Annotated in this window: 34 protein-coding genes and 1 tRNA gene; 30 read left to right on the top strand and 5 right to left on the bottom strand. The window is 41.1% G+C overall.

What is annotated here, in order from left to right; genetic code table 11:
• Nucleotides 1-62: 62 nt before the first annotated feature.
• Complete coding sequence (locus NAF17_RS18105) at nucleotides 63-188, bottom strand: hypothetical protein (protein WP_256474490.1); 126 nt, start codon at nucleotides 186-188, stop codon at nucleotides 63-65.
• 117 nt (nucleotides 189-305) lie between these two features.
• Here NAF17_RS18105 and NAF17_RS09765 point away from each other — a divergent pair, with 117 nt between their 5' ends.
• The 3 genes from NAF17_RS09765 to NAF17_RS09775 all read left to right on the top strand — a co-directional run bounded on the left by NAF17_RS09765 (nucleotide 306) and on the right by NAF17_RS09775 (nucleotide 3432).
• Nucleotides 306-635: an L-rhamnose mutarotase gene (locus NAF17_RS09765; protein ID WP_252757822.1), complete on the top strand. Its 330-nt coding sequence runs from the start codon at nucleotides 306-308 to the stop codon at nucleotides 633-635.
• Between the two features lie 22 nt (nucleotides 636-657).
• Entirely contained in the window at nucleotides 658-1956 is a 1299-nt protein-coding gene (locus NAF17_RS09770) for an alpha-L-fucosidase (protein WP_252757823.1), read from the top strand.
• A gap of 303 nt (nucleotides 1957-2259) precedes the next feature.
• The gene (locus tag NAF17_RS09775) at nucleotides 2260-3432 is read left to right on the top strand and encodes an acyl-CoA dehydrogenase family protein (RefSeq protein ID WP_252757824.1); all 1173 of its coding nucleotides are present in this window, start codon (nucleotides 2260-2262) and stop codon (nucleotides 3430-3432) included.
• A 231-nt stretch (nucleotides 3433-3663) separates the two neighbouring features.
• Here the strand turns inward: NAF17_RS09775 and NAF17_RS09780 are convergent, their stop codons facing one another.
• Complete coding sequence (locus NAF17_RS09780) at nucleotides 3664-3915, bottom strand: hypothetical protein (RefSeq protein ID WP_252757825.1); 252 nt, start codon at nucleotides 3913-3915, stop codon at nucleotides 3664-3666.
• 98 nt (nucleotides 3916-4013) lie between these two features.
• A tRNA-Gly gene (locus NAF17_RS09785) sits at nucleotides 4014-4086 on the bottom strand.
• Nucleotides 4087-4472: 386 nt separating this feature from the next.
• Here NAF17_RS09785 and rpsL point away from each other — a divergent pair.
• The 4 genes from rpsL (at nucleotide 4473) to rpsJ (ending at nucleotide 8054) form a co-directional block, all read left to right on the top strand.
• The gene (gene rpsL, locus NAF17_RS09790) at nucleotides 4473-4895 is read left to right on the top strand and encodes a 30S ribosomal protein S12 (protein WP_252757826.1); all 423 of its coding nucleotides are present in this window, start codon (nucleotides 4473-4475) and stop codon (nucleotides 4893-4895) included.
• A 19-nt stretch (nucleotides 4896-4914) separates the two neighbouring features.
• Nucleotides 4915-5382 (top strand): 30S ribosomal protein S7, encoded by a 468-nt coding sequence (gene rpsG, locus NAF17_RS09795; protein WP_121245903.1) that lies wholly within the window; start codon nucleotides 4915-4917, stop codon nucleotides 5380-5382.
• 103 nt (nucleotides 5383-5485) lie between these two features.
• Nucleotides 5486-7597, top strand: a complete 2112-nt coding sequence (gene fusA / locus NAF17_RS09800; RefSeq protein WP_252757827.1) for an elongation factor G — start codon at nucleotides 5486-5488, stop codon at nucleotides 7595-7597.
• Between the two features lie 151 nt (nucleotides 7598-7748).
• Nucleotides 7749-8054 carry a 30S ribosomal protein S10 gene (gene rpsJ / locus NAF17_RS09805; protein WP_022830652.1) on the top strand — a complete coding sequence of 102 codons (306 nt, stop codon included), beginning with the start codon at nucleotides 7749-7751 and terminating at the stop codon, nucleotides 8052-8054.
• A gap of 159 nt (nucleotides 8055-8213) precedes the next feature.
• On the opposite strand, the gene NAF17_RS09810 is transcribed toward rpsJ, so the two are convergent.
• Both NAF17_RS09810 and NAF17_RS09815 read right to left on the bottom strand, forming a co-directional pair.
• Entirely contained in the window at nucleotides 8214-8675 is a 462-nt protein-coding gene (locus NAF17_RS09810) for a hypothetical protein (protein WP_252757828.1), read from the bottom strand.
• Entirely contained in the window at nucleotides 8668-9420 is a 753-nt protein-coding gene (locus NAF17_RS09815) for a hypothetical protein (RefSeq protein ID WP_252757829.1), read from the bottom strand. Before NAF17_RS09815 ends, NAF17_RS09810 begins: the two co-directional genes overlap by 8 nt.
• Nucleotides 9421-9625: 205 nt before the next feature.
• Here NAF17_RS09815 and NAF17_RS09820 point away from each other — a divergent pair, with 205 nt between their 5' ends.
• From NAF17_RS09820 to secY, 23 genes are all read left to right on the top strand, one after another.
• Nucleotides 9626-10885 carry a prephenate dehydrogenase gene (locus NAF17_RS09820; RefSeq protein WP_252757830.1) on the top strand — a complete coding sequence of 420 codons (1260 nt, stop codon included), beginning with the start codon at nucleotides 9626-9628 and terminating at the stop codon, nucleotides 10883-10885.
• 205 nt (nucleotides 10886-11090) lie between these two features.
• Nucleotides 11091-11630, top strand: coding sequence for a hypothetical protein (locus tag NAF17_RS09825; RefSeq protein ID WP_252757831.1), 540 nt, complete (start codon nucleotides 11091-11093; stop codon nucleotides 11628-11630).
• Nucleotides 11631-11857: 227 nt separating this feature from the next.
• A complete protein-coding gene (gene rplC / locus NAF17_RS09830; protein ID WP_252758488.1) occupies nucleotides 11858-12475 on the top strand; it encodes a 50S ribosomal protein L3 in 618 nt (205 codons plus the stop codon).
• 1 nt (nucleotide 12476) lies between these two features.
• Nucleotides 12477-13109, top strand: a complete 633-nt coding sequence (rplD, locus tag NAF17_RS09835) for a 50S ribosomal protein L4 (RefSeq protein ID WP_252757832.1) — start codon at nucleotides 12477-12479, stop codon at nucleotides 13107-13109.
• 2 nt (nucleotides 13110-13111) lie between these two features.
• Nucleotides 13112-13402 carry a 50S ribosomal protein L23 gene (gene rplW, locus NAF17_RS09840; RefSeq protein WP_252757833.1) on the top strand — a complete coding sequence of 97 codons (291 nt, stop codon included), beginning with the start codon at nucleotides 13112-13114 and terminating at the stop codon, nucleotides 13400-13402.
• 7 nt (nucleotides 13403-13409) lie between these two features.
• Nucleotides 13410-14237, top strand: coding sequence for a 50S ribosomal protein L2 (rplB, locus tag NAF17_RS09845; protein WP_252757834.1), 828 nt, complete (start codon nucleotides 13410-13412; stop codon nucleotides 14235-14237).
• 2 nt (nucleotides 14238-14239) lie between these two features.
• A complete protein-coding gene (gene rpsS / locus NAF17_RS09850; RefSeq protein WP_067059750.1) occupies nucleotides 14240-14506 on the top strand; it encodes a 30S ribosomal protein S19 in 267 nt (88 codons plus the stop codon).
• A gap of 3 nt (nucleotides 14507-14509) precedes the next feature.
• A complete protein-coding gene (rplV, locus tag NAF17_RS09855; protein WP_067059749.1) occupies nucleotides 14510-14938 on the top strand; it encodes a 50S ribosomal protein L22 in 429 nt (142 codons plus the stop codon).
• 6 nt (nucleotides 14939-14944) lie between these two features.
• Nucleotides 14945-15814, top strand: a complete 870-nt coding sequence (gene rpsC, locus NAF17_RS09860; RefSeq protein WP_252757835.1) for a 30S ribosomal protein S3 — start codon at nucleotides 14945-14947, stop codon at nucleotides 15812-15814.
• A 47-nt stretch (nucleotides 15815-15861) separates the two neighbouring features.
• A complete protein-coding gene (rplP, locus tag NAF17_RS09865; protein WP_252757836.1) occupies nucleotides 15862-16284 on the top strand; it encodes a 50S ribosomal protein L16 in 423 nt (140 codons plus the stop codon).
• A 105-nt stretch (nucleotides 16285-16389) separates the two neighbouring features.
• Nucleotides 16390-16599, top strand: a complete 210-nt coding sequence (gene rpmC, locus NAF17_RS09870) for a 50S ribosomal protein L29 (protein ID WP_252757837.1) — start codon at nucleotides 16390-16392, stop codon at nucleotides 16597-16599.
• A 20-nt stretch (nucleotides 16600-16619) separates the two neighbouring features.
• On the top strand, nucleotides 16620-16874 hold the full coding sequence (rpsQ, locus tag NAF17_RS09875) for a 30S ribosomal protein S17 (protein ID WP_067059745.1): 255 nt from the start codon (nucleotides 16620-16622) through the stop codon (nucleotides 16872-16874).
• A gap of 1 nt (nucleotide 16875) precedes the next feature.
• The gene (gene rplN, locus NAF17_RS09880; protein WP_073405786.1) at nucleotides 16876-17244 is read left to right on the top strand and encodes a 50S ribosomal protein L14; all 369 of its coding nucleotides are present in this window, start codon (nucleotides 16876-16878) and stop codon (nucleotides 17242-17244) included.
• Nucleotide 17245: 1 nt separating this feature from the next.
• Entirely contained in the window at nucleotides 17246-17587 is a 342-nt protein-coding gene (gene rplX / locus NAF17_RS09885; RefSeq protein WP_252757838.1) for a 50S ribosomal protein L24, read from the top strand.
• Nucleotides 17587-18156, top strand: a complete 570-nt coding sequence (rplE, locus tag NAF17_RS09890) for a 50S ribosomal protein L5 (RefSeq protein ID WP_067059742.1) — start codon at nucleotides 17587-17589, stop codon at nucleotides 18154-18156. Before rplX ends, rplE begins: the two co-directional genes overlap by 1 nt.
• Nucleotides 18149-18418 carry a 30S ribosomal protein S14 gene (gene rpsN, locus NAF17_RS09895; RefSeq protein WP_067059741.1) on the top strand — a complete coding sequence of 90 codons (270 nt, stop codon included), beginning with the start codon at nucleotides 18149-18151 and terminating at the stop codon, nucleotides 18416-18418. The genes rplE and rpsN overlap by 8 nt, the downstream gene beginning before the upstream one ends.
• 152 nt (nucleotides 18419-18570) lie before the next feature.
• On the top strand, nucleotides 18571-18969 hold the full coding sequence (rpsH, locus tag NAF17_RS09900) for a 30S ribosomal protein S8 (protein WP_256474492.1): 399 nt from the start codon (nucleotides 18571-18573) through the stop codon (nucleotides 18967-18969).
• 17 nt (nucleotides 18970-18986) lie between these two features.
• Nucleotides 18987-19544: a 50S ribosomal protein L6 gene (gene rplF, locus NAF17_RS09905; RefSeq protein ID WP_252757839.1), complete on the top strand. Its 558-nt coding sequence runs from the start codon at nucleotides 18987-18989 to the stop codon at nucleotides 19542-19544.
• Nucleotides 19545-19549: 5 nt separating this feature from the next.
• Nucleotides 19550-19897 carry a 50S ribosomal protein L18 gene (gene rplR / locus NAF17_RS09910; protein ID WP_252757840.1) on the top strand — a complete coding sequence of 116 codons (348 nt, stop codon included), beginning with the start codon at nucleotides 19550-19552 and terminating at the stop codon, nucleotides 19895-19897.
• Between the two features lie 12 nt (nucleotides 19898-19909).
• Nucleotides 19910-20428, top strand: a complete 519-nt coding sequence (gene rpsE, locus NAF17_RS09915) for a 30S ribosomal protein S5 (RefSeq protein WP_252757841.1) — start codon at nucleotides 19910-19912, stop codon at nucleotides 20426-20428.
• 6 nt (nucleotides 20429-20434) lie between these two features.
• Nucleotides 20435-20614, top strand: coding sequence for a 50S ribosomal protein L30 (gene rpmD / locus NAF17_RS09920; RefSeq protein WP_067059736.1), 180 nt, complete (start codon nucleotides 20435-20437; stop codon nucleotides 20612-20614).
• Nucleotides 20615-20618: 4 nt separating this feature from the next.
• Nucleotides 20619-21065 (top strand): 50S ribosomal protein L15, encoded by a 447-nt coding sequence (gene rplO / locus NAF17_RS09925; RefSeq protein ID WP_252757842.1) that lies wholly within the window; start codon nucleotides 20619-20621, stop codon nucleotides 21063-21065.
• A gap of 5 nt (nucleotides 21066-21070) precedes the next feature.
• Nucleotides 21071-22414, top strand: a complete 1344-nt coding sequence (secY, locus tag NAF17_RS09930; protein ID WP_252757843.1) for a preprotein translocase subunit SecY — start codon at nucleotides 21071-21073, stop codon at nucleotides 22412-22414.
• Nucleotides 22415-22419 lie beyond the last annotated feature (5 nt).

Raw genomic sequence — 22419 nt, forward strand, 5'->3', positions numbered from 1 at the left:
CACACCTTTCTAAAAACGTTGCGAACGCGTGATGCTGTCTGTTGTGGTAGCATATAATTTATCTACAGGGTATAAAGTTTATTAATGTATGCTAGTGATGCTGTGCAAGCTTCGTAAGCCAGGCCACGGCCTTCATAACCTGGCATGAAAGGCGCAGGCTGATATTGGATGATGTGTGCAGTGCTCATAAAACACTAAGCTATGAATTTTAATAATTGGATAACGCCATAACGCTTGCTTTTACCACAAACATTTGCTTACTTGTATAATCGTTATAAATCATCTGTTTACTTTACCTGATGCCTATGAAAAAGTATTGCCTTACCCTCGATTTAAAAGATGATGCCGACCTGATAGCTGGTTACGAAGAGCATCATAAAGCCGTTTGGCCAAAGGTATTAGACAGTATTACCGCATCGGGCATTACCAATATGGAGATCTATCGTTTAGGCGCAAGGCTGTTTATGATAGTAGAGGCTAATGCCGATTTTAGTTTTTCTAAAAAGGCTGCAATGGATGCCGGCAACGCCAAAGTGCAGGAGTGGGAAGACCTGATGTGGAAATATCAGCAACCCATAAAAGGCGCGCTTGCCGGCGAAAAATGGGTTTTAATGGATAAGATATTTCAATTATAACAGCTACATTAATTTACCAATTATGAGAAGGACGCTACTAACGTTATGCCTGTTGTTAACTATTGTAGTAAATCTTTCGGCACAAGGTGCTTACACACCAACCGCCGAGAACCTGGCACAAAGGCAAAAATTTCAGGATATGAAGTTCGGCCTGTTTATTCACTGGGGTATTTATAGCATTTTGGGCGATGGCGAGTGGGTAATGCACGATAAAAAGATTCCCTATGATAGCTATAAACGGTTAGCCGGGTTTTTTAATCCGCTGGAATTTAATGCCAAAGAGTGGGTGGCGTTTGCCAAACAGGCAGGGATGAAGTACATCACCATAACCTCGCGCCACCACGATGGGTTTAGCATGTACGGCACCAAAATGTCGCCATATAATATTGTGGATGCCACGCCTTACCATAAAGACCCATTGATGGAACTGGCAAAAGAATGCGAAAAGGAGGGCATCGAACTCCACTTTTATTATTCGTTGCTGGATTGGGGAAGGCCCGATTATGCTTATGGCAGCAAAATAGTAAACGGTAAGCCCGAAAAAGGCAACTGGGACGGCTATATTAAATTTATGAAAGACCAGCTTACCGAGCTGATCACCAACTACCCCGGTGTAAAAGGCATTTGGTTTGACGGCGGTTGGGAAAGGGTAGAAGCTAACTGGCACTACGATGAAATTTACGCGTTAATACACAAGCTAAACCCGGCCATAATGGTGGGCAACAACCACCACGTTGCTGTGAAAAATGGCGAAGATTTCCAGATGTTTGAAAAGGATCTGCCGGGAGGCAATACTACAGGTTTTGCACCGTCTCAGTCGGTAGGTAAACTGCCGCTTGAAACCTGCGAAACCATTAACAACAGCTGGGGCTTTAACATTACCGACAGGAGTTTTAAATCGTCTAAACAGATCATCCATTATTTGGTGAATGATGCGGGGCGCAACGCTAATTTCCTGCTAAACATTGGGCCGATGCCAAACGGCAAGATCCAATCTGAGTTTACTGATACCTTAGCTATTGTTGGCGCATGGGTAAAAAAGAATGGCGAAAGCATTTACGGCACCCGCGGCAGCTATGTACCACCACAGCCATGGGGTGTTATAACTGCAAAAGCCAAAACAATGTATGTGCATATTACCAGTCCGCAAGGCGAGGGATACATCTTTCTCCCGAAGTTAAAAGAGAAGGTTAGCAAGGCTGTTTTGTTAAGTAATGGCAGCGCTGTTAAAATTAAGCAACAGCCGGAAGGTGTGTTTATTTATACCGATGGTTTGGCGATGGATGAGGTGGATACTATTGTTAAGTTGACGGTGGAGTAAACTTTTTGTCATCGAACGAGGTACGAGGAAAAATCTGGCAACTCCATACAACTTTTTGATGTTCATTGTAGAAGATTTCTCACTATAGTTTAGAAATAACATCATATTAAAAAAATGGCCAAAAACTTTTTTTTAATTTATTATTTGCTATGCATGCATAATAAATTTATCTTGCAGCGTTTAAAGCTATTATTTGTACCATATACCGTTTTGGTGTTGATCTTATGCTGTTTACCGCATAAAACATTGGGCAAATTAATTGTTAGCTTTACCGTAAACCAATTATAAATATACTTTTATTACATGGAATATTTGTTAACCGATAGCCCTGCGGGCTACGATTTTTCTGTAAGCGAAAACCAAAAAATGATAGGCCAGATGGCCAAAGATTTTGCCGAAAAGCACATCCGCCCAAATGTGATGGACTGGGACGAGGCGCAAAAATTCCCGTTGGAGTTGTTTAAGCAACTTGGTGAGCAGGGAATGATGGGCGTGCTTGTTCCTGAAGAATACGGCGGTTCGGGTTTTGGTTATGCCGAGTATGTTACTACAATTGTAGAGATAGCAAAAGTTTGCGGTTCGATAGGGTTATCGGTAGCGGCGCATAATTCACTTTGTACCGGCCACATCCTGGCATTTGCAAACGAAGAACAAAAACAACGTTGGTTACCAAAACTGGCTACCGCCGAGTGGCTTGGTGCCTGGGGATTAACTGAAGCTAATACCGGCAGCGATGCTATGCGTATGGCAACCACAGCCGTTTTAGATGGTGACCATTACATTGTTAACGGATCAAAAAACTGGATCACCCACGGTAAAAGCGGCGATGTTGCCGTTGTAATGGTACGTACAGGTGAGAAGGGTGACAGTAAAGGTATCTCGGCTTTGGTAATAGAGCGCGGTACACCAGGCTTTAGTGCAGGCAAGAAAGAGAACAAACTGGGCATGCGTGCATCAGAAACCACCGAAATGATATTTGATAATTGCCGTGTGCCAAAAGAAAACCTTTTAGGTGTAGAAGGCGAGGGCTTTAAACAAGCCATGAAAGTGCTGGATGGCGGCCGCATCTCTATAGCGGCACTATCATTAGGTATTGCTAAGGGTGCTTTTGAGGCGGCGGTTGCGTATTCAAAAGAGCGCCACCAGTTTGGCCAGCCGATTAGTAATTTCCAGGGGATTGCCTTTAAACTGGCAGATATGGCTACAGAGATAGAAGCTGCCGAATTACTAATTATGCAAGCTGCCGACTTAAAGAACCGCCATTTGCCGGTAACTAAGCAATCGGCAATGGCAAAATATTTTGCTTCGGAAGTGGCCGTACGATGCGCTAATGAGGCGGTACAGATCTTTGGGGGATATGGTTACACAAAAGACTTCCCCGTAGAAAAATTTTACCGCGATGCCAAGCTTTGTACTATAGGTGAGGGCACCTCAGAGATCCAGAAGATCGTGATTAGCCGCGAAGTGTTAAAGTAAGAAACTATACTGATCAATTATATACCCGGGCCTGTAGCTTTACGTTGCAGGCCCTTTTTGTTGTTGGGATTTTTAAAAAATAAAAAGAGCTGGCTTGGCCTTGCGCTATACCTGCTCTCTATAAATTTTAATTAGCTAATAACCGGCAGTTGATTAAATCTGTTAGTTGATAAAAATATAATAAGATATTCAAAATTGTAATTGATTATCAAGTTGCTGATATTTAGTAATTTATTGGTTCACTTTTACAGGGATAGGCGTAACGTAATAAAATGCGTTGCGATCAACATTTTTGATATTTACATCCATCGTTTCGTTCACCTTATTAATATTTACATTGATACTGCCATCGGGGTTGGCTGGCAGGGTAACGTATTTTTTGCCATCGGCCATAGCAGGGGTGATGCTGCTTTTAAACAAGTTTACTGTTAGCGCAACAGCGATAATGGTTAAAATAATTTTTGTGTATAGGTCTGTTTTCATGATTTATTTGGTTTAAGGTGTTAAGGTAGAGAAAATCAAAACACTTTTAAAAAGTAATAAAACAAAAAAATCCCTCCCGGTTTATTGGGAAGGATTTGAGCGAAAGACGAGATTCGAACTCGCGACCCCGACCTTGGCAAGGTCGTGCTCTACCAACTGAGCTACTTTCGCGTTGGGGTGGCAAAAGTATAATTTTAGTTTAAATGACGAAAAAATATTTTTAAATAGTTTTTTTCAGCTATTGCGACCATACTTACCTAAACCCGATTGCAGCGCATACCCGCCTTGCGCTTAAGACCTGTGCAGTATTAGCGGAAAGCGGGGCTGGCGGTAGATAGGAATAGTGCGCTTGCTTTACACATTATGCGATTTATATCCTTCACTATCATTCAGAATGACACGGAGGTAGCAAATTTATAGCCACATCATCTGCTCTTGCCACTCAATCAATCCATTACAAAAAAAACTTTTCTTGCAAGCGCTTGAAAATCAAAAAATAAAATCTACCTTTGCAGTCCTTAAAATAAGGATAAAACAGTAAATACAAAAAGGAAAAAATGCCTACTATTCAGCAATTAGTTAGAAAAGGTAGAGTAGCTATGGTTGACAAGAGTAAGTCACCAGCGTTGGACAGCTGTCCACAGCGAAGAGGTGTGTGCACACGTGTGTATACCACTACCCCTAAAAAACCAAACTCAGCAATGCGTAAAGTTGCACGTGTGCGCCTTACAAATGGTAAAGAAGTTAACGCCTACATCCCTGGTGAAGGCCACAACTTACAGGAACACTCTATTGTTTTGATCCGCGGTGGTCGTGTAAAAGACTTACCGGGTGTACGTTACCACATCATCCGTGGTGCGTTAGATACTTCAGGCGTAGCCGGTCGTAACCAACGCCGTTCAAAATACGGAACTAAACGCCCTAAACCAGGTCAGCCAGCTGCCGCGACAAAAGGTGCACCAGCTAAGAAAAAGAAATAATTAAAGGAGGATAGTAATAATGAGAAAATCAAAACCAAAAAAAAGAATCCTTCTTCCTGATCCAAAATTCAATGAAGTATTGGTAACCAGGTTTGTAAATAACATGATGTTTGATGGTAAAAAATCTACCGCTTACACCATATTCTATAATGCAATTGATATTGTTGAAAAGAAAACAAGCGAAAACGGCTTAGACAGCTGGAAAAAAGCTTTAAACAATGTAATGCCTGCTGTTGAAGTAAAAAGCCGCCGTGTTGGTGGTGCTAATTTCCAGGTGCCTACAGAAGTTCGCCCTGAACGTAAAGTAGCTTTAGGTATGAAATGGTTAATTAGCTATGCACGCCGCCGTGGTGAAAAAACCATGATGGAGAAATTAGCCGGCGAGATCATTTCTGCTGCTAAAGGTGAAGGTGCTGCTGTGAAGAAGAAAGAAGATACGCACAAAATGGCTGAGGCCAACAAAGCGTTCTCACACTTTAGATTCTAATAAAAGGATTACACCGATTTAATATACGGTTGCACCGATTTTGCTATGATTGCAGAATCGGTGTAATCATTAAATAAACTGGTGAAATCAAAAAACTAAAAAGATGTCAAGAGATCTAAGATATACAAGAAACATAGGGATTGCCGCTCACATTGATGCAGGTAAAACCACTACTACAGAGCGTATTCTGTATTACTCGGGTGTTAGCCACAAAATTGGCGAAGTACACGAAGGTGCAGCTACAATGGACTGGATGGCGCAGGAGCAGGAACGTGGTATTACCATTACCTCTGCTGCTACCACTGTTAATTGGAAATATAGAGGCCAAAATTATCACATCAACATTATTGATACACCAGGGCACGTAGATTTTACCGTTGAGGTAAATCGCTCGTTACGTGTATTAGATGGTTTGGTATTCTTATTTTCGGCAGTTGACGGTGTTGAGCCACAATCAGAAACCAACTGGAGACTTGCAAACAACTACAACGTTGCCCGTATAGGTTTCGTTAATAAGATGGACCGTAGCGGTGCCGATTTCTTGAACGTTGTGAAACAAGTAAAAAGCATGTTAGGCAGCAACGCTGTTCCGCTTCAATTGCCTATTGGCGCTGAAGAGAACTTTAAAGGTGTTGTAGATCTAATTAACTGGAGAGGTATTGTTTGGAATGAGGATGATAAAGGTATGACCTATACGGAAGTGCCTATTCCTGAGGATATGATCGAGGAAGCAACTGAGTGGAGAGAGAAATTACTTGAATCGGTAGCTGATTACGATGAGAGCCTGATGGAGAAATTCTTTGAGGATCCTGCTTCTATCACCGAGCGCGAAATTTTAGATGCATTGCGTAAAGCAGTGTTAGATGCTAAAATTGTGCCTATGGTGTGTGGTTCATCTTTTAAAAACAAAGGTGTACAAACCATGCTTGATTATGTGATGGAATTACTTCCTTCACCTATGGATGTTGATGGTATTGTTGGTACTAACCCTGATACAGGCGAAGAGATCATCCGTCAACCTTCAGAAAAAGAACCATTTGCAGCATTAGCGTTTAAAATCGCGACTGACCCATTCGTAGGCCGTTTGTGTTTCATCCGTGTTTACTCTGGTAACTTAGAGGCTGGTTCATATGTACACAACATGCGTTCAGATAACAAAGAGCGTATCTCCCGTATCTTCCAGATGCACGCTAACAAGCAAAACCCTATCCCTAATGTAGGTGCAGGTGATATTGCAGCGGTAGTAGGCTTCAAGGATATCAAAACAGGTGATACACTTTGTGATGAGAAACACCCTATTATTCTTGAGTCGATGAACTTCCCTGAGCCGGTTATCGGTTTAGCTATCGAGCCTAAAACTCAAGCTGACGTTGATAGATTGGGTATGGCTTTAGGTAAATTATCTGAAGAAGATCCAACCTTCCACGTAAAATCTGACGAAGAAACCGGCCAAACTGTAATTAGTGGTATGGGCGAGCTTCACTTAGATATCATCATGGATCGTCTTAAACGCGAGTTTAAGGTAGAGGTTAACCAGGGTGCGCCTCAAGTAGCTTTCAAAGAAGCTATTACAGGTACTACACAACACCGCGAAACTTATAAGAAACAAACTGGTGGTCGTGGTAAATTTGCTGATATCCAGGTTATATTATCACCAAACGATGAAGGTAAAGAAGGTTTAACTTTTGTTAACGAAATCTCCGGTGGTTCAATCCCCCGTGAGTTTATCCCATCTGTTGAAAAGGGCTTTGCAGCTTCATTAGCAAATGGTGTATTAGCAGGTTATCCGCTTACCGGCTTAAAAGTTCGTTTAATTGATGGTTCATTCCACGCAGTCGATTCAGATGCGCTATCTTTCGAGTTAGCTGCTAAGATTGCTTATCGTGAGGCTTTACCAAAATGTAAGCCGGTATTACTTGAGCCGATCATGAAGATTGAGATCTTAACCCCTGAAGAAAATATGGGTGATGTTATCGGTGATATGAACCGTCGTCGTGGCCAGCTTTTGGGTATGGATTCACGTGCAGGTGCACAGGTAATTAAAGCAACTGTACCACTTTCAGAAATGTTTGGTTACGTAACCCAGTTACGTACTATTACATCTGGCCGTGCAACTTCAACCATGGAGTTTGATCACTATGCTGAAGCTCCACGTAACGTTCAGGAAGAAATAGTTGCTAAAGCAAGAGGCAAAAAAGCTGCTGCTAACGCGTAATTAGAGATTAGTTGATTGGTGATTATAGAATAGTTACCAATCAACTTTTATATATAAATCCGGCCATCTATAATTAATAGCTCTTATAGGCGGCCAATTTAAAATCGGTGAAATCGCCTTAATCGGTTAAATCATCATAAACAAAAACAAAATGAGCCAAAGAATCAGGATCAAATTAAAATCGTACGATTACAACTTGGTTGATAAATCAGCCGAGAAGATCGTTAAGACAGTAAAGCCGACAGGCGCTGTAGTTAGCGGACCACTTCCGTTACCAACAGAAAAGAAAATTTTCACTGTTTTACGTTCACCACACGTTAACAAAAAAGCACGTGAGCAATTCCAATTATGTTCCTACAAACGTTTATTGGATATCTACAGCTCAAACTCAAAAACTGTAGATGCGCTAATGAAGCTTGAATTGCCAAGCGGTGTTGAAGTTGAGATCAAAGTATAAATATACCGGAAGATCTATAAAAAAAGCCATTCGTTATTAACGAATGGCTTTTTTGTTTAATTTGTAATTGTTATTACTGCACTTGTGGGCATGCAGGATCTGTCTGCATAATTTTCCAGTGGTGACCATCAAGGTCGTCGTAGCTGTGCTGAAATTAATTTAGAGTTGCCCGTAATAGGTATCAGATAAAAGATCTAACCATACGCCTTCCAGTTCATCAATCAAATGCGGCCTGATAGATATGCCTGATGCCTGCGGCGCCCAGGTTTGTTCGTCAAGTTTGCCGGTCTTTAGTATATCGAAGGTAAGGATACGTTCTTTATCAGGATTGAGCAAAGCATCAATACCGATATTAATACGATGATAAATGCGCCCATTGCGCGATGCAAGGTAAGGTTCTGATGCGATATGCCCCGAGCCGAATATACCACGTGGTTCGGCACCCAGGCGCACAAGGTAGGCGCGGTCGCCAATTGCTGTGGTTTTATGGCTGGCAACACTCCAGTTATCTACAAGTTTGCCGGTGGTTTTTAGCTTTTCAATATCGTCATCAATATTTTCCCATTTAAACTTAACGGGGTTCCATCCAAACAAAAAAGCTTTTTGTAGTGGATTAGCCATTGCCCATTAATTCGTCATTCTTGTTACGCTCTGTTTGCAACTCGCGGGCAAGTTTCTTTTCTTTTTCGTTAGCTTTGGTTTTGTAGATTTTATACTCTTCTTCCAACTCGTTATAAAGCTTAATGCGGTAACTGGCTTCGCGGCTGTGGCTGCCACTACGCGCGATCACGATGGCTGCTATAACGCCAAAGCCTATCACCAGGCCCCACATAATTAAATTGTAGGTGCTTTTAGTAAGCGGCACGCCAACAAGGCTTACCTCATCAACTTTGGCTTTTGATTTGGCCACCGCCTGGTCTTTACTGGTCGATGATTTTTTTAAAGTATCTATATCCTTTGCCTGTTCTTTAACAGTAGCCTGCGCTGCTTTTAACTGTTTGCGGGTAGTGCTAAGCGTGTCGTTATAGTTTTTAAAAAGCGCTGCAACCAATGGTTGCTGGTAATTGTAAACTTTGGTCAACAAGTAATGGTATTGCCCGCGCAGGCTCTTATCTACAGGCGCTGCAGATTGTTGTGTAGGCGCGGTGCGATGTTGTGCAGGTACTGCTACAGTTGGTACAGCTGTAGTGCCCGGTATTTGCGCGCTGGTAAATACAGGTTTTTTATAGGTACTGTATTTGGGTTTAGCGGCAACCAATTTAGCGGCGGTTACTTTTTTTGTAGTATCCTGCGCTTGGCTAAAGCTTGCGCTGCTTAAAGTGAGTATCGCTAATAAGGTAATCCGTAAATTCAAAGGCTTGGTCATAAAATTATAGGTATCGGGGGTTAATCAGATCGGTTTAAGCTATGTAAATGTATAATATGTTAAACGTAACAAATAATTTAAAGTTTATAAATATAGTTTAAACAAATGGCGTGTATCACCATCATCTTTACAAGGATGATAAGTAATGCCTGTATAAATAAGGTGTAATTGGCAAAAAGCATATATTAGGCCTTTATTTTATACTATGCGGATAGGTATTATAGGTTTAGGCGATATGGGTAAACTTTACGCCAAAGCTTTTGCAAATGCGGGCTACACGGTTTGCGGCTGCGATATGCCCCTTAACCGGGAGCGACTGGAGAATGAGTTAGACCAGTTGGGCATCATCCTAATGGATGATGGGAAAGATGTATCTCGCGTAAGCGACCTCATCATTTATTCGGTAGAGGCCGATAAACTGGAGCAGGTAGTGGGCATGTACGGCTCATCTACCAAATATGGTGCTATTGTAGCAGGGCAAACATCTGTTAAACACCCCGAGATCGCCATCTTTGAAAAATATTTGCCTGCGGATGCGCAGATCATCACCTTCCATGCCATGCACGGCCCGGGCTTTGAGCCAAAGGGGCAAAAGCTGATTCTTATTAATCACCGTAGCGAAGCAGATGCTTACCAGCGCATGCTTGACCTGTTTACTGCTTTAGAAACCGACATTGTAGAGATCCCGGACTATCACGAACACGATAAAATTGTAGCCGACACGCAGGCTGTAACCCACGTTGGTTTCGAGAGTATGGGCACCGCCTGGAAATCGGCTGGGTTTTTCCCGTGGGAGAATGCCTCTTATATAGGAGGGATCGATAATGTAAAGATCCTGACCACCCTGCGCATATTTAGCTACAAAGCCCACGTGTACGCAGGTTTGGCTATCCTTAATCCTTATGCACGCCAACAGGTGAAACGTTATGCCGAATCTGAATCGGAACTATTTAAGCTGATGATAAAAGAGGAGGAGCAGGAGTTTAGGAACCGCCTTTACCGCGCGCGCGATTTTGTTTTTCATGAAAGCCGCAAACCCATCATGTTTAATGATAGCATTATGAACGAGTTTTCGCTTGCGCGGGATGCGGGCCACCAAAAGCCAAATTCGCACCTGAGTATATTAAGTATGGTTGATGCTTGGTATCACCTGGGCGTAAACCCGTATGACAACCTCATCTGCCAAACCCCGCCGTTCAGATTGAGGTTAGGTATAGCAGAGTATTTATTCAAGAATGAAGAATTATTGGAAGAATCAATAGAAACTGCCCTGTACGATAAAACCATCCGTGGTGATGACTTAGAGTTCCATTCCGCAGTGCGGGAGTGGAGCGCCATTATTGGGTACGGCGATATGGAAGGCTACAAAAAACATTTTAACGAAGTGCAGTCCTTTTTTGCCGGCAGGTTAGAAGAGGGTAACAAGCAGAGCGCTGAGTTGATCCGCAGGTTAATGATGGGGTAATTTGCAAGGCTATCATAGCTAATGATAAAATGAAAGACCATTACTAATATTTTTTCTGTCGATAGTTATCCTTTTCTTTATTGGGTTTATTTGGTTCTCAATTAACCTTATTAAGAAAACGAACGCAAAATCTGCCGATGCCCCACGCATTGCATTAATTACTATACCGGCTGCATATTCAAATGTATTTCCTTTGATTGATAGCTTGAAGTTTTTTGTTGGCGATAAAAGTAAATATCGAAATCCAAGCGTTACGTTGGGGTATGGCAAGGAATATAATATAGAACTCTATAAACTTACTAACTACGATCTGCCTTCGCTTGATTCATTGATTACTATTATTCATCATTCTTTTAAAATGAATATGAAAGCTGGTTATTACTCATCATTTGCAAATAATCCACCCCTTACAGTCGAATATCAGATCGGAAAACCTGAGCCGTTGAAACATATTTATTTAAGTTTAGCTGGCAAGGGTTATCAGGTAATTCTTCGTTCAGATAGTATCGCTTCGTTTTACTCTAATATGCAATTGAGTTATTTAAAGTTTAGTCCTAAAAGCATGGAGGAAATAGTGATAAGGCCTAATGGCGATATTGTTAAGGAAGTTGCTGTAGAAACCACCCTTTATCAAACAAAAACTGGCTTATATTTAATTGTCCTTAATCCCCAAAAGCTGGGCGGGCAAATTCCCCCCGGATACACATTAAAATTAATCAAAGGCTTAGCTGTTGCAAGTTTATAATAAGTTAACAAATTACACTTCCAGCTTACCTCGTTCAATACACAAGTTATGGGCTGGTTATCATTAAATTGAATGGTAATTGTGTTGGCGTAATATTTATTTAAAAATAACTTGATAACTATTTGAAAATTAATGTAAAGTTTCTATCTTTGCCGTCCCTTAAGGGGGAAATAATATGCCTTGAACGAAGCCCTACTGCTTCGATGGGCACAAATAAAATAAAGAAAATGTCAGGAATTATTGGTAAAAAAGTAGGAATGACCAGCATTTTCGATGAAGCGGGGAAAAACATTCCTTGTACTGTAATCGAAGCTGGCCCTTGCGTAGTAACCCAAATCAGGTCTGTTGAAACAGACGGATATGCAGCTGTACAGTTAGCATATGGCGAGAAGAAGGAAAAAAACACTTCAGGCCCGTTAAAAGGCCATTTCCAAAAAGCCGGTACTACTCCAAAACGTAAACTTGTTGAATTTAAAACATTCGAAGACGAAAAAGCTCTTGGTGACACTGTTACCGTTGAGATTTTTGCCGCAGGCGATTACGTTGATGTAGTAGGTACTTCAAAAGGTAAAGGATTTCAGGGTGTTGTAAAACGTCACGGTTTTAGTGGTGTGGGTATGCAAACTCACGGTCAGCACAACCGTTTACGTGCTCCAGGTTCATTGGGTGCATCATCATGGCCTTCTCGTGTATTTAAAGGTATGCGTATGGCGGGTCAAATGGGTAACGTTCGCGTTAAAGTACAAAACCTCGAAGTGGTTAAAGTATTTGCTGAGCAAAACCTAATTGTAGTTAAAGGTTCTATCCCCGGAGCTAAGGGTTCATTCGTAATAGTGGATAAATAAGATGGAAATCAACGTATTAAATCTATCAGGTAAAGAAACAGGTGCCAAGGTGCAACTGCCTGAGTCCGTATTCGGAGTAGAGCCTAACGATCATGCTATTTACTTAGATGTAAAGCAGTTCTTAGCTAACCAACGCCAGGGTACGCACAAATCAAAACAACGTAATGAAATTGCTGGTAGTACCCGCAAATTACATAAACAAAAAGGTACAGGTGGCGCCCGTGCAGGTAGCATAAAATCTCCATTGTTTAATGGTGGTGGTCGTGTTTTCGGTCCGCAACCACGTGATTATAGCTTTAAATTAAACAAAAAGCTTAAATCATTAGCACGTGCTTCAGCTCTATCATACAAAGCAAAAGATAACAACATTTTGGTTCTGGAGGATTTCAGCTTTGATGCCATCGCAACCAAAACTTATATAAAAATGGAAGCTGACCTGAATGTTACTAACGATAAAACGTTATTAGTATTAGCAGGTGCCGAAAATAACAACGTTTATTTATCAAGCAGGAACCTGAAGAAAACTAAGGTTATATCAGTTGAGCAGCTTAACACCTATGATGTGTTAAACGCTGGTAAACTAATCTTAACTACAGGCGCTGTTAAAACTTTGGAGGAAGCATTAGCTAAGTAATTATGGAAATTTTAAAGAAACCCTTACTTACTGAAAAAGTAGCTCAACTAACTGAGAAACTTAATCGCTATGCGTTTAAAGTTGACCACAGAGCTAACAAAATTCAGATCAAAGGCGCTATTGAGGCTATGTATGGTGTTAACGTTACAGCAGTTAATACAATGAAATACATAGGCAAACTTAAAACCCGCAACACAAAAGCAGGTGCAGTGTCTGGCCGCGCGGCTACTTACAAGAAAGCCATCATCACGCTGAAGGATGGTGAAACAATAGATTTTTACAGCAATATATAATATAGAGATGGCAGTAAAGAGATTTAAACCGGTTACCCCCGGTACCCGTTTCAGGATTGATGTATCTAATTCGGACATTACAACAAACGTTCCTGAAAAGTCGTTGGTTGAAGCAGCGAATAAAAGATCAGGCGGTCGTAACCACAGCGGTAAAATGACTATGCGCTACCTTGGTGGTGGCCATAAACAAGCATACAGGATAATAGATTTTAAACGTAATAAGTTTGACATTCCTGCAAAAGTTGCAACTATTGAGTATGATCCAAACAGATCTGCACGCATAGCCCTGTTACATTTTGTAGATGGTGAAAAACGATACATGATAGCTCCGGAAGGCTTAACAGTTGGAACGGTAGTTGTATCTGGCGAGGCTGCTGCACCAGAGGTTGGTAATACCATGCCTTTGAAGAACATCCCGTTAGGTTCTATCATCCACAACATTGAGTTAAACCCAGGCCAGGGTGGTGTTATTGCCCGCAGCGCCGGTACTTATGCTCAGTTATCCGCACGTGATGGTAAATACGCCATCATCAAATTACCTTCAGGCGAAACACGTATGATACTGTCAACTTGTTTGGCAACTATCGGTACCGTTTCAAATGGCGAAAAAGCAAACGCAGTGCTTGGTAAAGCCGGCCGTAAACGCTGGTTAGGTCGTCGCCCTCGCGTTCGTGGTGTAGCCATGAACCCTGTCGATCACCCTATGGGTGGTGGTGAAGGCCGTTCATCAGGTGGTCACCCACGTTCACGCAAAGGTTTATTAGCCAAAGGTTACAAAACCCGTGACAAGAAAAAAGGATCAGATCGTTACATCATTGAAAGAAGGAAGAAATAATAATGGCACGTTCAATTAAAAAAGGACCTTACATAGATCATAACCTGGAAAGAAAAGTTCTTACCTTGAATGATGCAAGTAAAAAATCAGTTGTAAAAACATGGTCACGTCGTTCCATGATCTCTCCTGATTTCGTTGGTCATACATTCGCAGTACACAACGGTAATAAATTTATCCCTGTGTATGTAACAGAAAACATGGTTGGTCACAAGTTGGGAGAATTTGCACCAACCCGCACATTCCGCGGTCACGCAGAAAAGAAAAAATAAGGCATGGAAGCAACAACTAAAATCAAAAAGTCTGTACTAATCAGGCAACAAAAAGAAGCGGCTAAACTCGTAGTGGGTGGCTCTTCAGTTGCTAAACTACAGAACTGTCCAACTTCACCACGCAAAATGCGTTTGGTGGTTGATCTGATCCGTGGTGAAAACGTTGAGAAAGCGTTATACATCTTAAAATTTACTAACAAAGAAGCAGCTATACGTGTAGAGAAACTTTTGTTATCAGCCATTAAAAACTGGGAAGCAAAAAACGAAGGTAAACGTGTTGAGGATAGTGCCTTATTTGTTAAAGAAGTATCAGTAGGTGGTGGCCGTCAATTAAAGAGGTTACGCCCCGCACCACAAGGTAGAGGTTTCCGTATCCGCAAACGTTCTAACCATGTAACTCTAATTGTGGATAGTAAAAACGATAACAACTAATTTGAAATGGGACAAAAAGCACATCCAATAGGTAACAGGTTAGGGATCATCCGCGGTTGGGATTCTAATTGGTTCGGTGGAAATCACTATGCCGACAAATTAGTTGAAGACGAAAAGATCCGCAAATACTTATCAGTACGTATCAACAAAGGTGGCGTATCTAAAGTAGTTATAGAACGTACTTTAAAGCGCATCACTGTAACCATCCACACTGCCCGTCCGGGTATTGTAATTGGTAAAGGTGGCGCCGAGGTTGATAAGATCAAGGAAGAGTTAAAAAAATTAACTAAAAAAGATGTTCAGATCAACATCTTCGAGATAAAACGCCCTGAGCTTGATGCCCAGTTAGTTGCCGAAGGTATTGCCAAACAACTTGAAGCACGTATCTCCTTCCGTCGTGCTATGAAAACTACAATTGCTTCTACCATGAGAATGGGTGCCGAAGGAATTAAAGTGATGACATCAGGCCGTTTAGGTGGCGCTGAAATGGCACGTACTGAACAATATAAAGAAGGAAGAATTCCTTTGCATACTTTCCGTGCTGACATTGACTATGCTTTGGCAGAAGCCTTAACTACTTATGGTAAAATAGGTGTTAAAGTATGGATCTGTAAAGGTGAGGTTTACGGCAAACGCGATTTATCTCCAAACATTGGTGGTACAAGCAGCGCAAGCGGTAAAGGCGGACGCCCTGAAGGTGGCGCACCAGGCTTTGGCGGACGTGATAATGCACGTGGCGGCGAAAGAGGTGGTGAGCGCAGAGGCGATCGTAAACCAGGTGGCAACAACGACCGCAGAGGCGGTGGTGGTAACAGCCGTCCAGGTGGACCAGGTCAAGGTGGTGGTAACCGTCCAGGCGGCCCCGGAAGAAGATAACAAGAATTAGAAAAGACATATCCGTGAGGATATAAAAGCTTAATAAAATGCTACAGCCAAAAAGAACGAAGTTCAGAAAGATGCAAAAAGGCAGGATGAAAGGTTTAGCCAGTCGTGGTACTGAGCTTTCATTCGGATCTTTCGGTATAAAATCACTCGAAGCCGCCTGGATAACCAGTCGTCAGATCGAGGCTGCACGTATCGCTGTTACACGTTTCATGAAACGTGAAGGCCAGGTGTGGATCAGGATATTCCCTGACAAACCCATAACCAAAAAACCAGCAGAGGTACGTATGGGTAAAGGTAAAGGTGCACCGGAATACTGGGTTGCAGTTGTACGCCCGGGCAGGATGATATTTGAAGCAGAAGGTGTGCCTTTGGACGTTGCAAAAGAGGCTTTACGCCTGGCAGCACAAAAGCTACCTGTGCAAACAAGATTTGTAACACGTAGGGATTACGTAGAAGCATAAATTTAAGGTTGAAAGTTGTAAGTGTTGAAAGGTTGTTATTTGCAGCCGCCATTAGGTAACATTAACACATTTAAACTTTCTAACATTACAACAACAATAAAGAACATGAAGAACTCAGAAATTTTAGAGCTTACAACCGAAGAATTGTCAGCAAGACTGGGCGAGGAAAAATCAACTCTTACTAAACTGAAATTTGCACACGCTGTTTCGGCTATTGAGAACCCAACCCGCATTACTAAAGTGCGTAAGGATATTGCTCGTTTAACTACTGAATTAACAAAACGCAAGGCGGCGTCAGCTTCTGAACAGAATTAATTTTTAAGCGTCGGAAAACAATGGAAAGAAATTTAAGAAAAACACGTACCGGCCTGGTAGTAAGCAATAAGATGGAAAAGTCTATTGTGGTTGCTGTAGAGCGGAAGGTGAAACACCCAATCTATGGTAAATTCGTAAAGAAGACTACCAAATTTATGGCTCATGACGAAACTAACACATGTGGTGTTGGTGATACCGTATTGATTATGGAAACCCGTCCGTTGAGCAAAAACAAAAACTGGAGATTAGTTCAAATTTTAGAGAGGGCTAAATAACATGGTACAACAGGAATCAAGATTAAATGTAGCCGATAACAGCGGAGCTAAAGAAGTTTTAGTGATACGCGTATTAGGTGGTACAGGTAAAAGATATGCTTCTATTGGCGATAAGATAGTAGTTACCGTAAAAAGTGCTTTACCATCAGGTAACGTAAAAAAAGGTACTGTATCTAAAGCAGTAGTGGTTAGAACCAAGAAAGAGATCCGCAGGAAAGATGGTTCATATATCCGCTTTGACGACAACGCAGCCGTTTTGTTAAACAACCAGGATGAGCCAAGGGGCACACGTATCTTTGGCCCTGTTGCCAGAGAATTACGTGAAAAACAATTTATGAAAATTGTATCATTAGCACCGGAGGTATTGTAATATGGAAAAGAAAAACACAAAACCAGCTAAATTAAAGATCCGCAAGGGCGATTTAGTTAAGGTAATAGCCGGAGATTCAAAAGGATCACAAGGTAAAATAGTTGAAGTTATCATTGAAAAAAACAGGGCTATAGTTGAAGGTGCCAACATGGTATCTAAACACACTAAGCCTAATGCAGCCAACCCTAACGGCGGTATTGTAAAGCAGGAAGCTGCTATACACATATCTAACCTGGCACTGGTTGAACCTTCAACAGGTAAAACAACCCGCGTAGGCCGTAAATTAAACGATGCCGGCAAATTGGTTAGAGTATCAAAAAAATCAGGGGAGGAAATTAAGTAATGACTTACATACCAAGATTAAAAACAAAATATAAGGAAGATATCCGCACAGCGCTTAAGGAAAAATTTGCCTACAAAAGCGTAATGCAGGTTCCTAAATTGCAAAAAATTGCTATCAACCAGGGTGTTGGCGGTGCTACTACCGATAAAAAACTTATCGAGAACACGATCACCGAGCTAACAACCATCACCGGTCAGCAAGCTGTTTCATCAAAATCTAAAAAGGATATCTCAAACTTTAAATTACGTAAAGGTATGCCGATTGGCGTACGTGTAACTTTACGTGATAATACTATGTATGAGTTCTTAGACCGCTTAATTGCTGTTGCCCTGCCACGTATACGTGACTTTAAAGGTATCAACGACAAAGGCTTTGACGGTCGCGGAAACTATACCTTAGGTATATCAGAGCAAATTATCTTCCCGGAGATCAACATTGACAAGATCAACAAGATCCAGGGTATGGATATTACCTTTGTAACCTCGGCAACTAACGATGTTGAAGCATTGGAGTTACTGAAACAATTTGGTTTACCATTTAAAAATCAAACACCAACTAACAATGGCTAAAGAAGGCGTAAAGGCTCGTGAAGTAAAACGTGCCAAATTAGTAGCAAAATTTGCTGAAAAAAGAGCAGCGTTAAAAGCAGCTGGTGATTACATAGGTTTAGACAAATTGCCTAAAGCTTCATCACCGGTAAAATTACACAATCGTTGTAAATTAACAGGCCGCCCGCGTGGTTACATGCGCCAGTTTGGTATATCACGTGTTACATTCCGTGATATGGCACTAGCTGGTAAAATACCAGGTGTTAAAAAGGCAAGCTGGTAAGCAAAATATCGGGAACGAAATTGAATTCAAAACATACTACAATATGTTTTGAATTTTTTTGTAATTTCGCGGCTCAAATTTTATAAAGAATTAACCGATAGAAGGTCACCCGGGATGTTACCGGAAGGAAACCACTATCATAAACAACAATAATGAATACAGATCCAATCGCAGATTATCTTACAAGAGTAAGGAATGCTATTAAAGCCAACCATAGGGTTGTTGAAATTCCTGCATCAAATCTGAAAAAGGAAATCACTAAAGTGCTTTTCGAAAAAGGTTACATTGCTAATTACAAGTTTGAGGATAACGGTCCTCAAGGCACTATCAAAGTTGCTTTGAAATACCACCCAATAACTAAAATTCCTGCAATCCGCAGCATTTCACGTATTAGTAAACCAGGTTTGAGAAAATACGCCGGCATGGATAACCTGCCACGCGTATTAAATGGTTTAGGTATCGCTATCTTATCGACTTCAAGAGGTGTAATGACCGATAAAGAAGCTCGTACACAAAATGTGGGTGGCGAAGTTTTATGCTACGTTTATTAATAGGAGGAAATTAAGCAATGTCAAGAATAGGAAAAGCACCTATTGCGTTAACCACCGGTGTTACCGTTACTGTATCAGCAGATAATGTTGTTACTGTTAAAGGCCCAAAAGGTGAATTGCAACAGGCAGTTGATAGAGATATCATCATTGAGCAAGAAGGCGACCAGTTATTGGTTAAACGCCCTTCAGAGCAAAAACGTCATAAAGCGTTACACGGTTTATACCGGTCGCTTATAAATAACATGGTTGTTGGTGTAACCATCGGTTACAAAATTGAGCAGGAATTAGTAGGTGTGGGTTACCGCGCAACTAATACCGGCAATACATTAGATCTTGTGTTGGGTTATTCTCACCACTATGTGTTTCAATTACCAGTAGAAATTAAAGTTACAACCACTGCTGAGAAGGGTAAAAACCCAACCATCATCCTGGAATCAAACGATAAACAATTGATTGGACAAGTTGCGGCAAAAATACGCTCGTTACGTACTCCAGAGCCTTACAAAGGTAAAGGTATCAAGTTTGTTGGCGAAATATTGAGAAGAAAAGCAGGTAAATCAGCATCTAAAAAATAATCGTCATGAAATTATCAAGAAGAGACAGGATTAAAAAAGGCATCAGAAAACGCCTTTCAGGATCAACAGCACGCCCACGTTTATCTGTATTCAGAAGCAATAAAGGCATCTACGCACAAATTATTGACGATGTTACTGGTAAAACTATTGTATCAGCTTCATCATTATCAAAAGATTTTGTTGCAAGTGGTACAACCAAATCAGACCAATCTACTGCTGTAGGTAAATTAGTAGCCGAAAAAGCTATTGCTGCAGGTATTAAAGATGTAGTGTTTGACAGGAATGGTTACCTGTATCATGGCCGTATCAAATCATTGGCCGAAGGTGCACGTGAAGGTGGTTTAAACTTTTAATCGAAACAGGAAATGTCAACAATCAACATAAAAAGAGTAAAAACCAGCGAGATCGAATTAAAAGATCGCCTGGTGAGCATACAACGTGTGGCCAAAGTAACCAAAGGTGGCCGTACATTCAGCTTTTCTGCCATAGTGGTAGTAGGTGACGAGAACGGTGTTGTAGGTTATGGTTTAGGTAAAGCAAAAGAAGTTACCGAAGCTATTGCTAAAGGTATTGATGATGCTAAAAAGAACTTGGTAAAAGTTCCAATTATCAACAACACTATCCCTCACGAGCAAATAGGTAAATTCTCTGGTGGTTTTGTATTCTTAAAACCTGCTGCAAACGGTACTGGTGTTATAGCTGGTGGTGCAATGCGTGCAGTGTTAGAGAGTGCCGGTATACACAATGTATTGGCAAAATCTAAAGGATCATCAAACCCGCACAACGTGGTTAAAGCAACCGTATCTGCATTATCACAATTACGTGATGCAGTTACTGTAGCACAACATCGCGGTATTAGTTTAGGTAAAGTATTTAACGGATAATCAGTCATGTCGAAAATCAAAATAACACAAATTAAAAGCGTTATCGACAGAAGCGAGCGCCAGAAAAAAACCGTTGAGGCCTTAGGTCTTAAAAAAATTAACCACAGCGTGGAAGTTGAAGCCACTGCTGCTATTATAGGTATGGTACGTAAAGTAAACCACCTTGTAGCAGTAGAAAATATTTAATATCATGAATTTAAGTAATCTTAAACCTGCAGAAGGTTCTACTAAAAATAGAAAAAGAATTGGCCGTGGTACAGGTTCTGGCCGTGGCGGTACATCAACCCGTGGCCATAAAGGTGCCGGTTCACGTTCAGGTACATCTACCAAGGTAGGTTTTGAAGGCGGCCAGATGCCATTACAACGCCGTGTGCCTAAGGTTGGTTTTAAAAACCCTAACCGTGTTGAATACACAGGTGTAAACCTTGATGTGTTACAACAATTGGTTGAGAAATTTTCACTGGTAACAGTAGATTTCGATATCCTGAAAGAGCACGGTTTAGCTTCTCGTAACGAATTGGTTAAAATTCTTGGCCGTGGCGAATTAAAAGCTAAATTAGAGGTTAAAGCACACGCATTTACCGCTACTGCACAAAAAGCTATTGAAGCGGCCGGCGGAACTATTGTAAAGTTATAATTTCGATGAAGAAATTTTTCACCACATTATCCAATATCTGGAAAATTGAAGATCTAAGAGTGCGTATTTTAAACACACTCTTATTTCTTTTGATATATCGTGTTGGCTCGTATATTGTTTTGCCTGGCGTAAAAGCGGCATCACTAAATGCTACACAAAATAAAGAAGGGCTTGTAGGCTTGTTAAACATGTTTGCCGGAGGATCGTTCTCACGTTCTTCTATTTTGGCATTAGGTGTTATGCCTTATATCTCTGCTTCAATTGTGGTGCAATTATTAGGTATTGCGGTACCATACTTTATTAAATTACAAAAAGAAGGCGAAAGCGGCCGTAACAAAATTAACCAGTGGACACGTTACCTAACTATAGCAATTACAGCGCTACAGGCTATTGGGTACCTCAAATCACAGGTTAGTGCCGATGCTATGTCTATCTCTAACCCTTTATTTACAATATTGAACGTATGCGTATTAACTGCAGGTACCTTATTTGTTATGTGGTTGGGCGAGAAGATTACTGATAAAGGTATCGGTAACGGTATCTCATTGATCATCATGACAGGTATCATAGCTCAGTTACCAAGCGCGGTTGTTGTTGAGTTTGATTCACGTACAAACGGTGCAGGTGGTTTAATTACCTTTATTGTTGAGATTGTGGCACTGCTTGGTGTGGTAATGTTTACCATATTAATAGTACAGGGTACACGTAAAATTGCCGTACAATACGCAAAACGTATTGTAGGCAACAAACAATATGGTGGCGTACGCCAGTATATACCTTTAAAGGTGAATGCTGCTGGTGTAATGCCTATTATTTTTGCCCAAGCATTAATGTTTATTCCCGCAACTGTTTCTCAGTTTTTTCCTAATGCAAGTTCTAACGGTTTGTTAATATCATTATCAAACTATAACTCTTGGCAGCATAATGTAACGTTTGGTATATTAATTATACTATTCACTTACTTCTACACTGCTATTACAGTTAATCCTAACCAGATGGCTGATGATATGAAAAAGAACGGTGGCTTTATCCCGGGTGTTAAACCAGGTAAATCTACTGCAGATTACATCGATGGGGTTATTTCAAGAATAACTTTACCGGGTTCTATTTTCTTAGCCATCATCGCTATTATACCGGCTTTGGCCAGTTTGGTAGGTGTGAGTAGCATCTTTGCAAGATTCTTCGGCGGTACATCATTGATCATCCTTGTGGGTGTAGTGTTAGATACTTTACAGCAGGTTGAAAGTCATTTGTTAATGCGTCATTATGATGGTTTAATGAAAACAGGGCGTATCAAAGGCCGTGCAAGTATCCCTACAGCTTCTGGTGCAACCCCGCCGGTTATCTAATAAAC

Source organism: Mucilaginibacter aurantiaciroseus (genome assembly GCF_024055595.1).
GTDB lineage: Bacteria > Bacteroidota > Bacteroidia > Sphingobacteriales > Sphingobacteriaceae > Mucilaginibacter > Mucilaginibacter aurantiaciroseus.

Bases quoted from the DNA above. Each gene is read 5' to 3' on its own strand.
- NAF17_RS18105 (WP_256474490.1), bottom strand. From the start codon at position 188: ATGAGCACTGCACACATCATCCAATATCAGCCTGCGCCTTTCATGCCA.
- NAF17_RS09765 (WP_252757822.1), top strand. From the start codon at position 306: ATGAAAAAGTATTGCCTTACCCTCGATTTAAAAGATGATGCCGACCTG.
- NAF17_RS09770 (WP_252757823.1), top strand. From the start codon at position 658: ATGAGAAGGACGCTACTAACGTTATGCCTGTTGTTAACTATTGTAGTA.
- NAF17_RS09775 (WP_252757824.1), top strand. From the start codon at position 2,260: ATGGAATATTTGTTAACCGATAGCCCTGCGGGCTACGATTTTTCTGTA.
- NAF17_RS09780 (WP_252757825.1), bottom strand. From the start codon at position 3,915: ATGAAAACAGACCTATACACAAAAATTATTTTAACCATTATCGCTGTT.
- rpsL (WP_252757826.1), top strand. From the start codon at position 4,473: ATGCCTACTATTCAGCAATTAGTTAGAAAAGGTAGAGTAGCTATGGTT.
- rpsG (WP_121245903.1), top strand. From the start codon at position 4,915: ATGAGAAAATCAAAACCAAAAAAAAGAATCCTTCTTCCTGATCCAAAA.
- fusA (WP_252757827.1), top strand. From the start codon at position 5,486: ATGTCAAGAGATCTAAGATATACAAGAAACATAGGGATTGCCGCTCAC.
- rpsJ (WP_022830652.1), top strand. From the start codon at position 7,749: ATGAGCCAAAGAATCAGGATCAAATTAAAATCGTACGATTACAACTTG.
- NAF17_RS09810 (WP_252757828.1), bottom strand. From the start codon at position 8,675: ATGGCTAATCCACTACAAAAAGCTTTTTTGTTTGGATGGAACCCCGTT.
- NAF17_RS09815 (WP_252757829.1), bottom strand. From the start codon at position 9,420: ATGACCAAGCCTTTGAATTTACGGATTACCTTATTAGCGATACTCACT.
- NAF17_RS09820 (WP_252757830.1), top strand. From the start codon at position 9,626: ATGCGGATAGGTATTATAGGTTTAGGCGATATGGGTAAACTTTACGCC.
- rplC (WP_252758488.1), top strand. From the start codon at position 11,858: ATGTCAGGAATTATTGGTAAAAAAGTAGGAATGACCAGCATTTTCGAT.
- rplD (WP_252757832.1), top strand. From the start codon at position 12,477: ATGGAAATCAACGTATTAAATCTATCAGGTAAAGAAACAGGTGCCAAG.
- rplW (WP_252757833.1), top strand. From the start codon at position 13,112: ATGGAAATTTTAAAGAAACCCTTACTTACTGAAAAAGTAGCTCAACTA.
- rplB (WP_252757834.1), top strand. From the start codon at position 13,410: ATGGCAGTAAAGAGATTTAAACCGGTTACCCCCGGTACCCGTTTCAGG.
- rpsS (WP_067059750.1), top strand. From the start codon at position 14,240: ATGGCACGTTCAATTAAAAAAGGACCTTACATAGATCATAACCTGGAA.
- rplV (WP_067059749.1), top strand. From the start codon at position 14,510: ATGGAAGCAACAACTAAAATCAAAAAGTCTGTACTAATCAGGCAACAA.
- rpsC (WP_252757835.1), top strand. From the start codon at position 14,945: ATGGGACAAAAAGCACATCCAATAGGTAACAGGTTAGGGATCATCCGC.
- rplP (WP_252757836.1), top strand. From the start codon at position 15,862: ATGCTACAGCCAAAAAGAACGAAGTTCAGAAAGATGCAAAAAGGCAGG.
- rpmC (WP_252757837.1), top strand. From the start codon at position 16,390: ATGAAGAACTCAGAAATTTTAGAGCTTACAACCGAAGAATTGTCAGCA.
- rpsQ (WP_067059745.1), top strand. From the start codon at position 16,620: ATGGAAAGAAATTTAAGAAAAACACGTACCGGCCTGGTAGTAAGCAAT.
- rplN (WP_073405786.1), top strand. From the start codon at position 16,876: ATGGTACAACAGGAATCAAGATTAAATGTAGCCGATAACAGCGGAGCT.
- rplX (WP_252757838.1), top strand. From the start codon at position 17,246: ATGGAAAAGAAAAACACAAAACCAGCTAAATTAAAGATCCGCAAGGGC.
- rplE (WP_067059742.1), top strand. From the start codon at position 17,587: ATGACTTACATACCAAGATTAAAAACAAAATATAAGGAAGATATCCGC.
- rpsN (WP_067059741.1), top strand. From the start codon at position 18,149: ATGGCTAAAGAAGGCGTAAAGGCTCGTGAAGTAAAACGTGCCAAATTA.
- rpsH (WP_256474492.1), top strand. From the start codon at position 18,571: ATGAATACAGATCCAATCGCAGATTATCTTACAAGAGTAAGGAATGCT.
- rplF (WP_252757839.1), top strand. From the start codon at position 18,987: ATGTCAAGAATAGGAAAAGCACCTATTGCGTTAACCACCGGTGTTACC.
- rplR (WP_252757840.1), top strand. From the start codon at position 19,550: ATGAAATTATCAAGAAGAGACAGGATTAAAAAAGGCATCAGAAAACGC.
- rpsE (WP_252757841.1), top strand. From the start codon at position 19,910: ATGTCAACAATCAACATAAAAAGAGTAAAAACCAGCGAGATCGAATTA.
- rpmD (WP_067059736.1), top strand. From the start codon at position 20,435: ATGTCGAAAATCAAAATAACACAAATTAAAAGCGTTATCGACAGAAGC.
- rplO (WP_252757842.1), top strand. From the start codon at position 20,619: ATGAATTTAAGTAATCTTAAACCTGCAGAAGGTTCTACTAAAAATAGA.
- secY (WP_252757843.1), top strand. From the start codon at position 21,071: ATGAAGAAATTTTTCACCACATTATCCAATATCTGGAAAATTGAAGAT.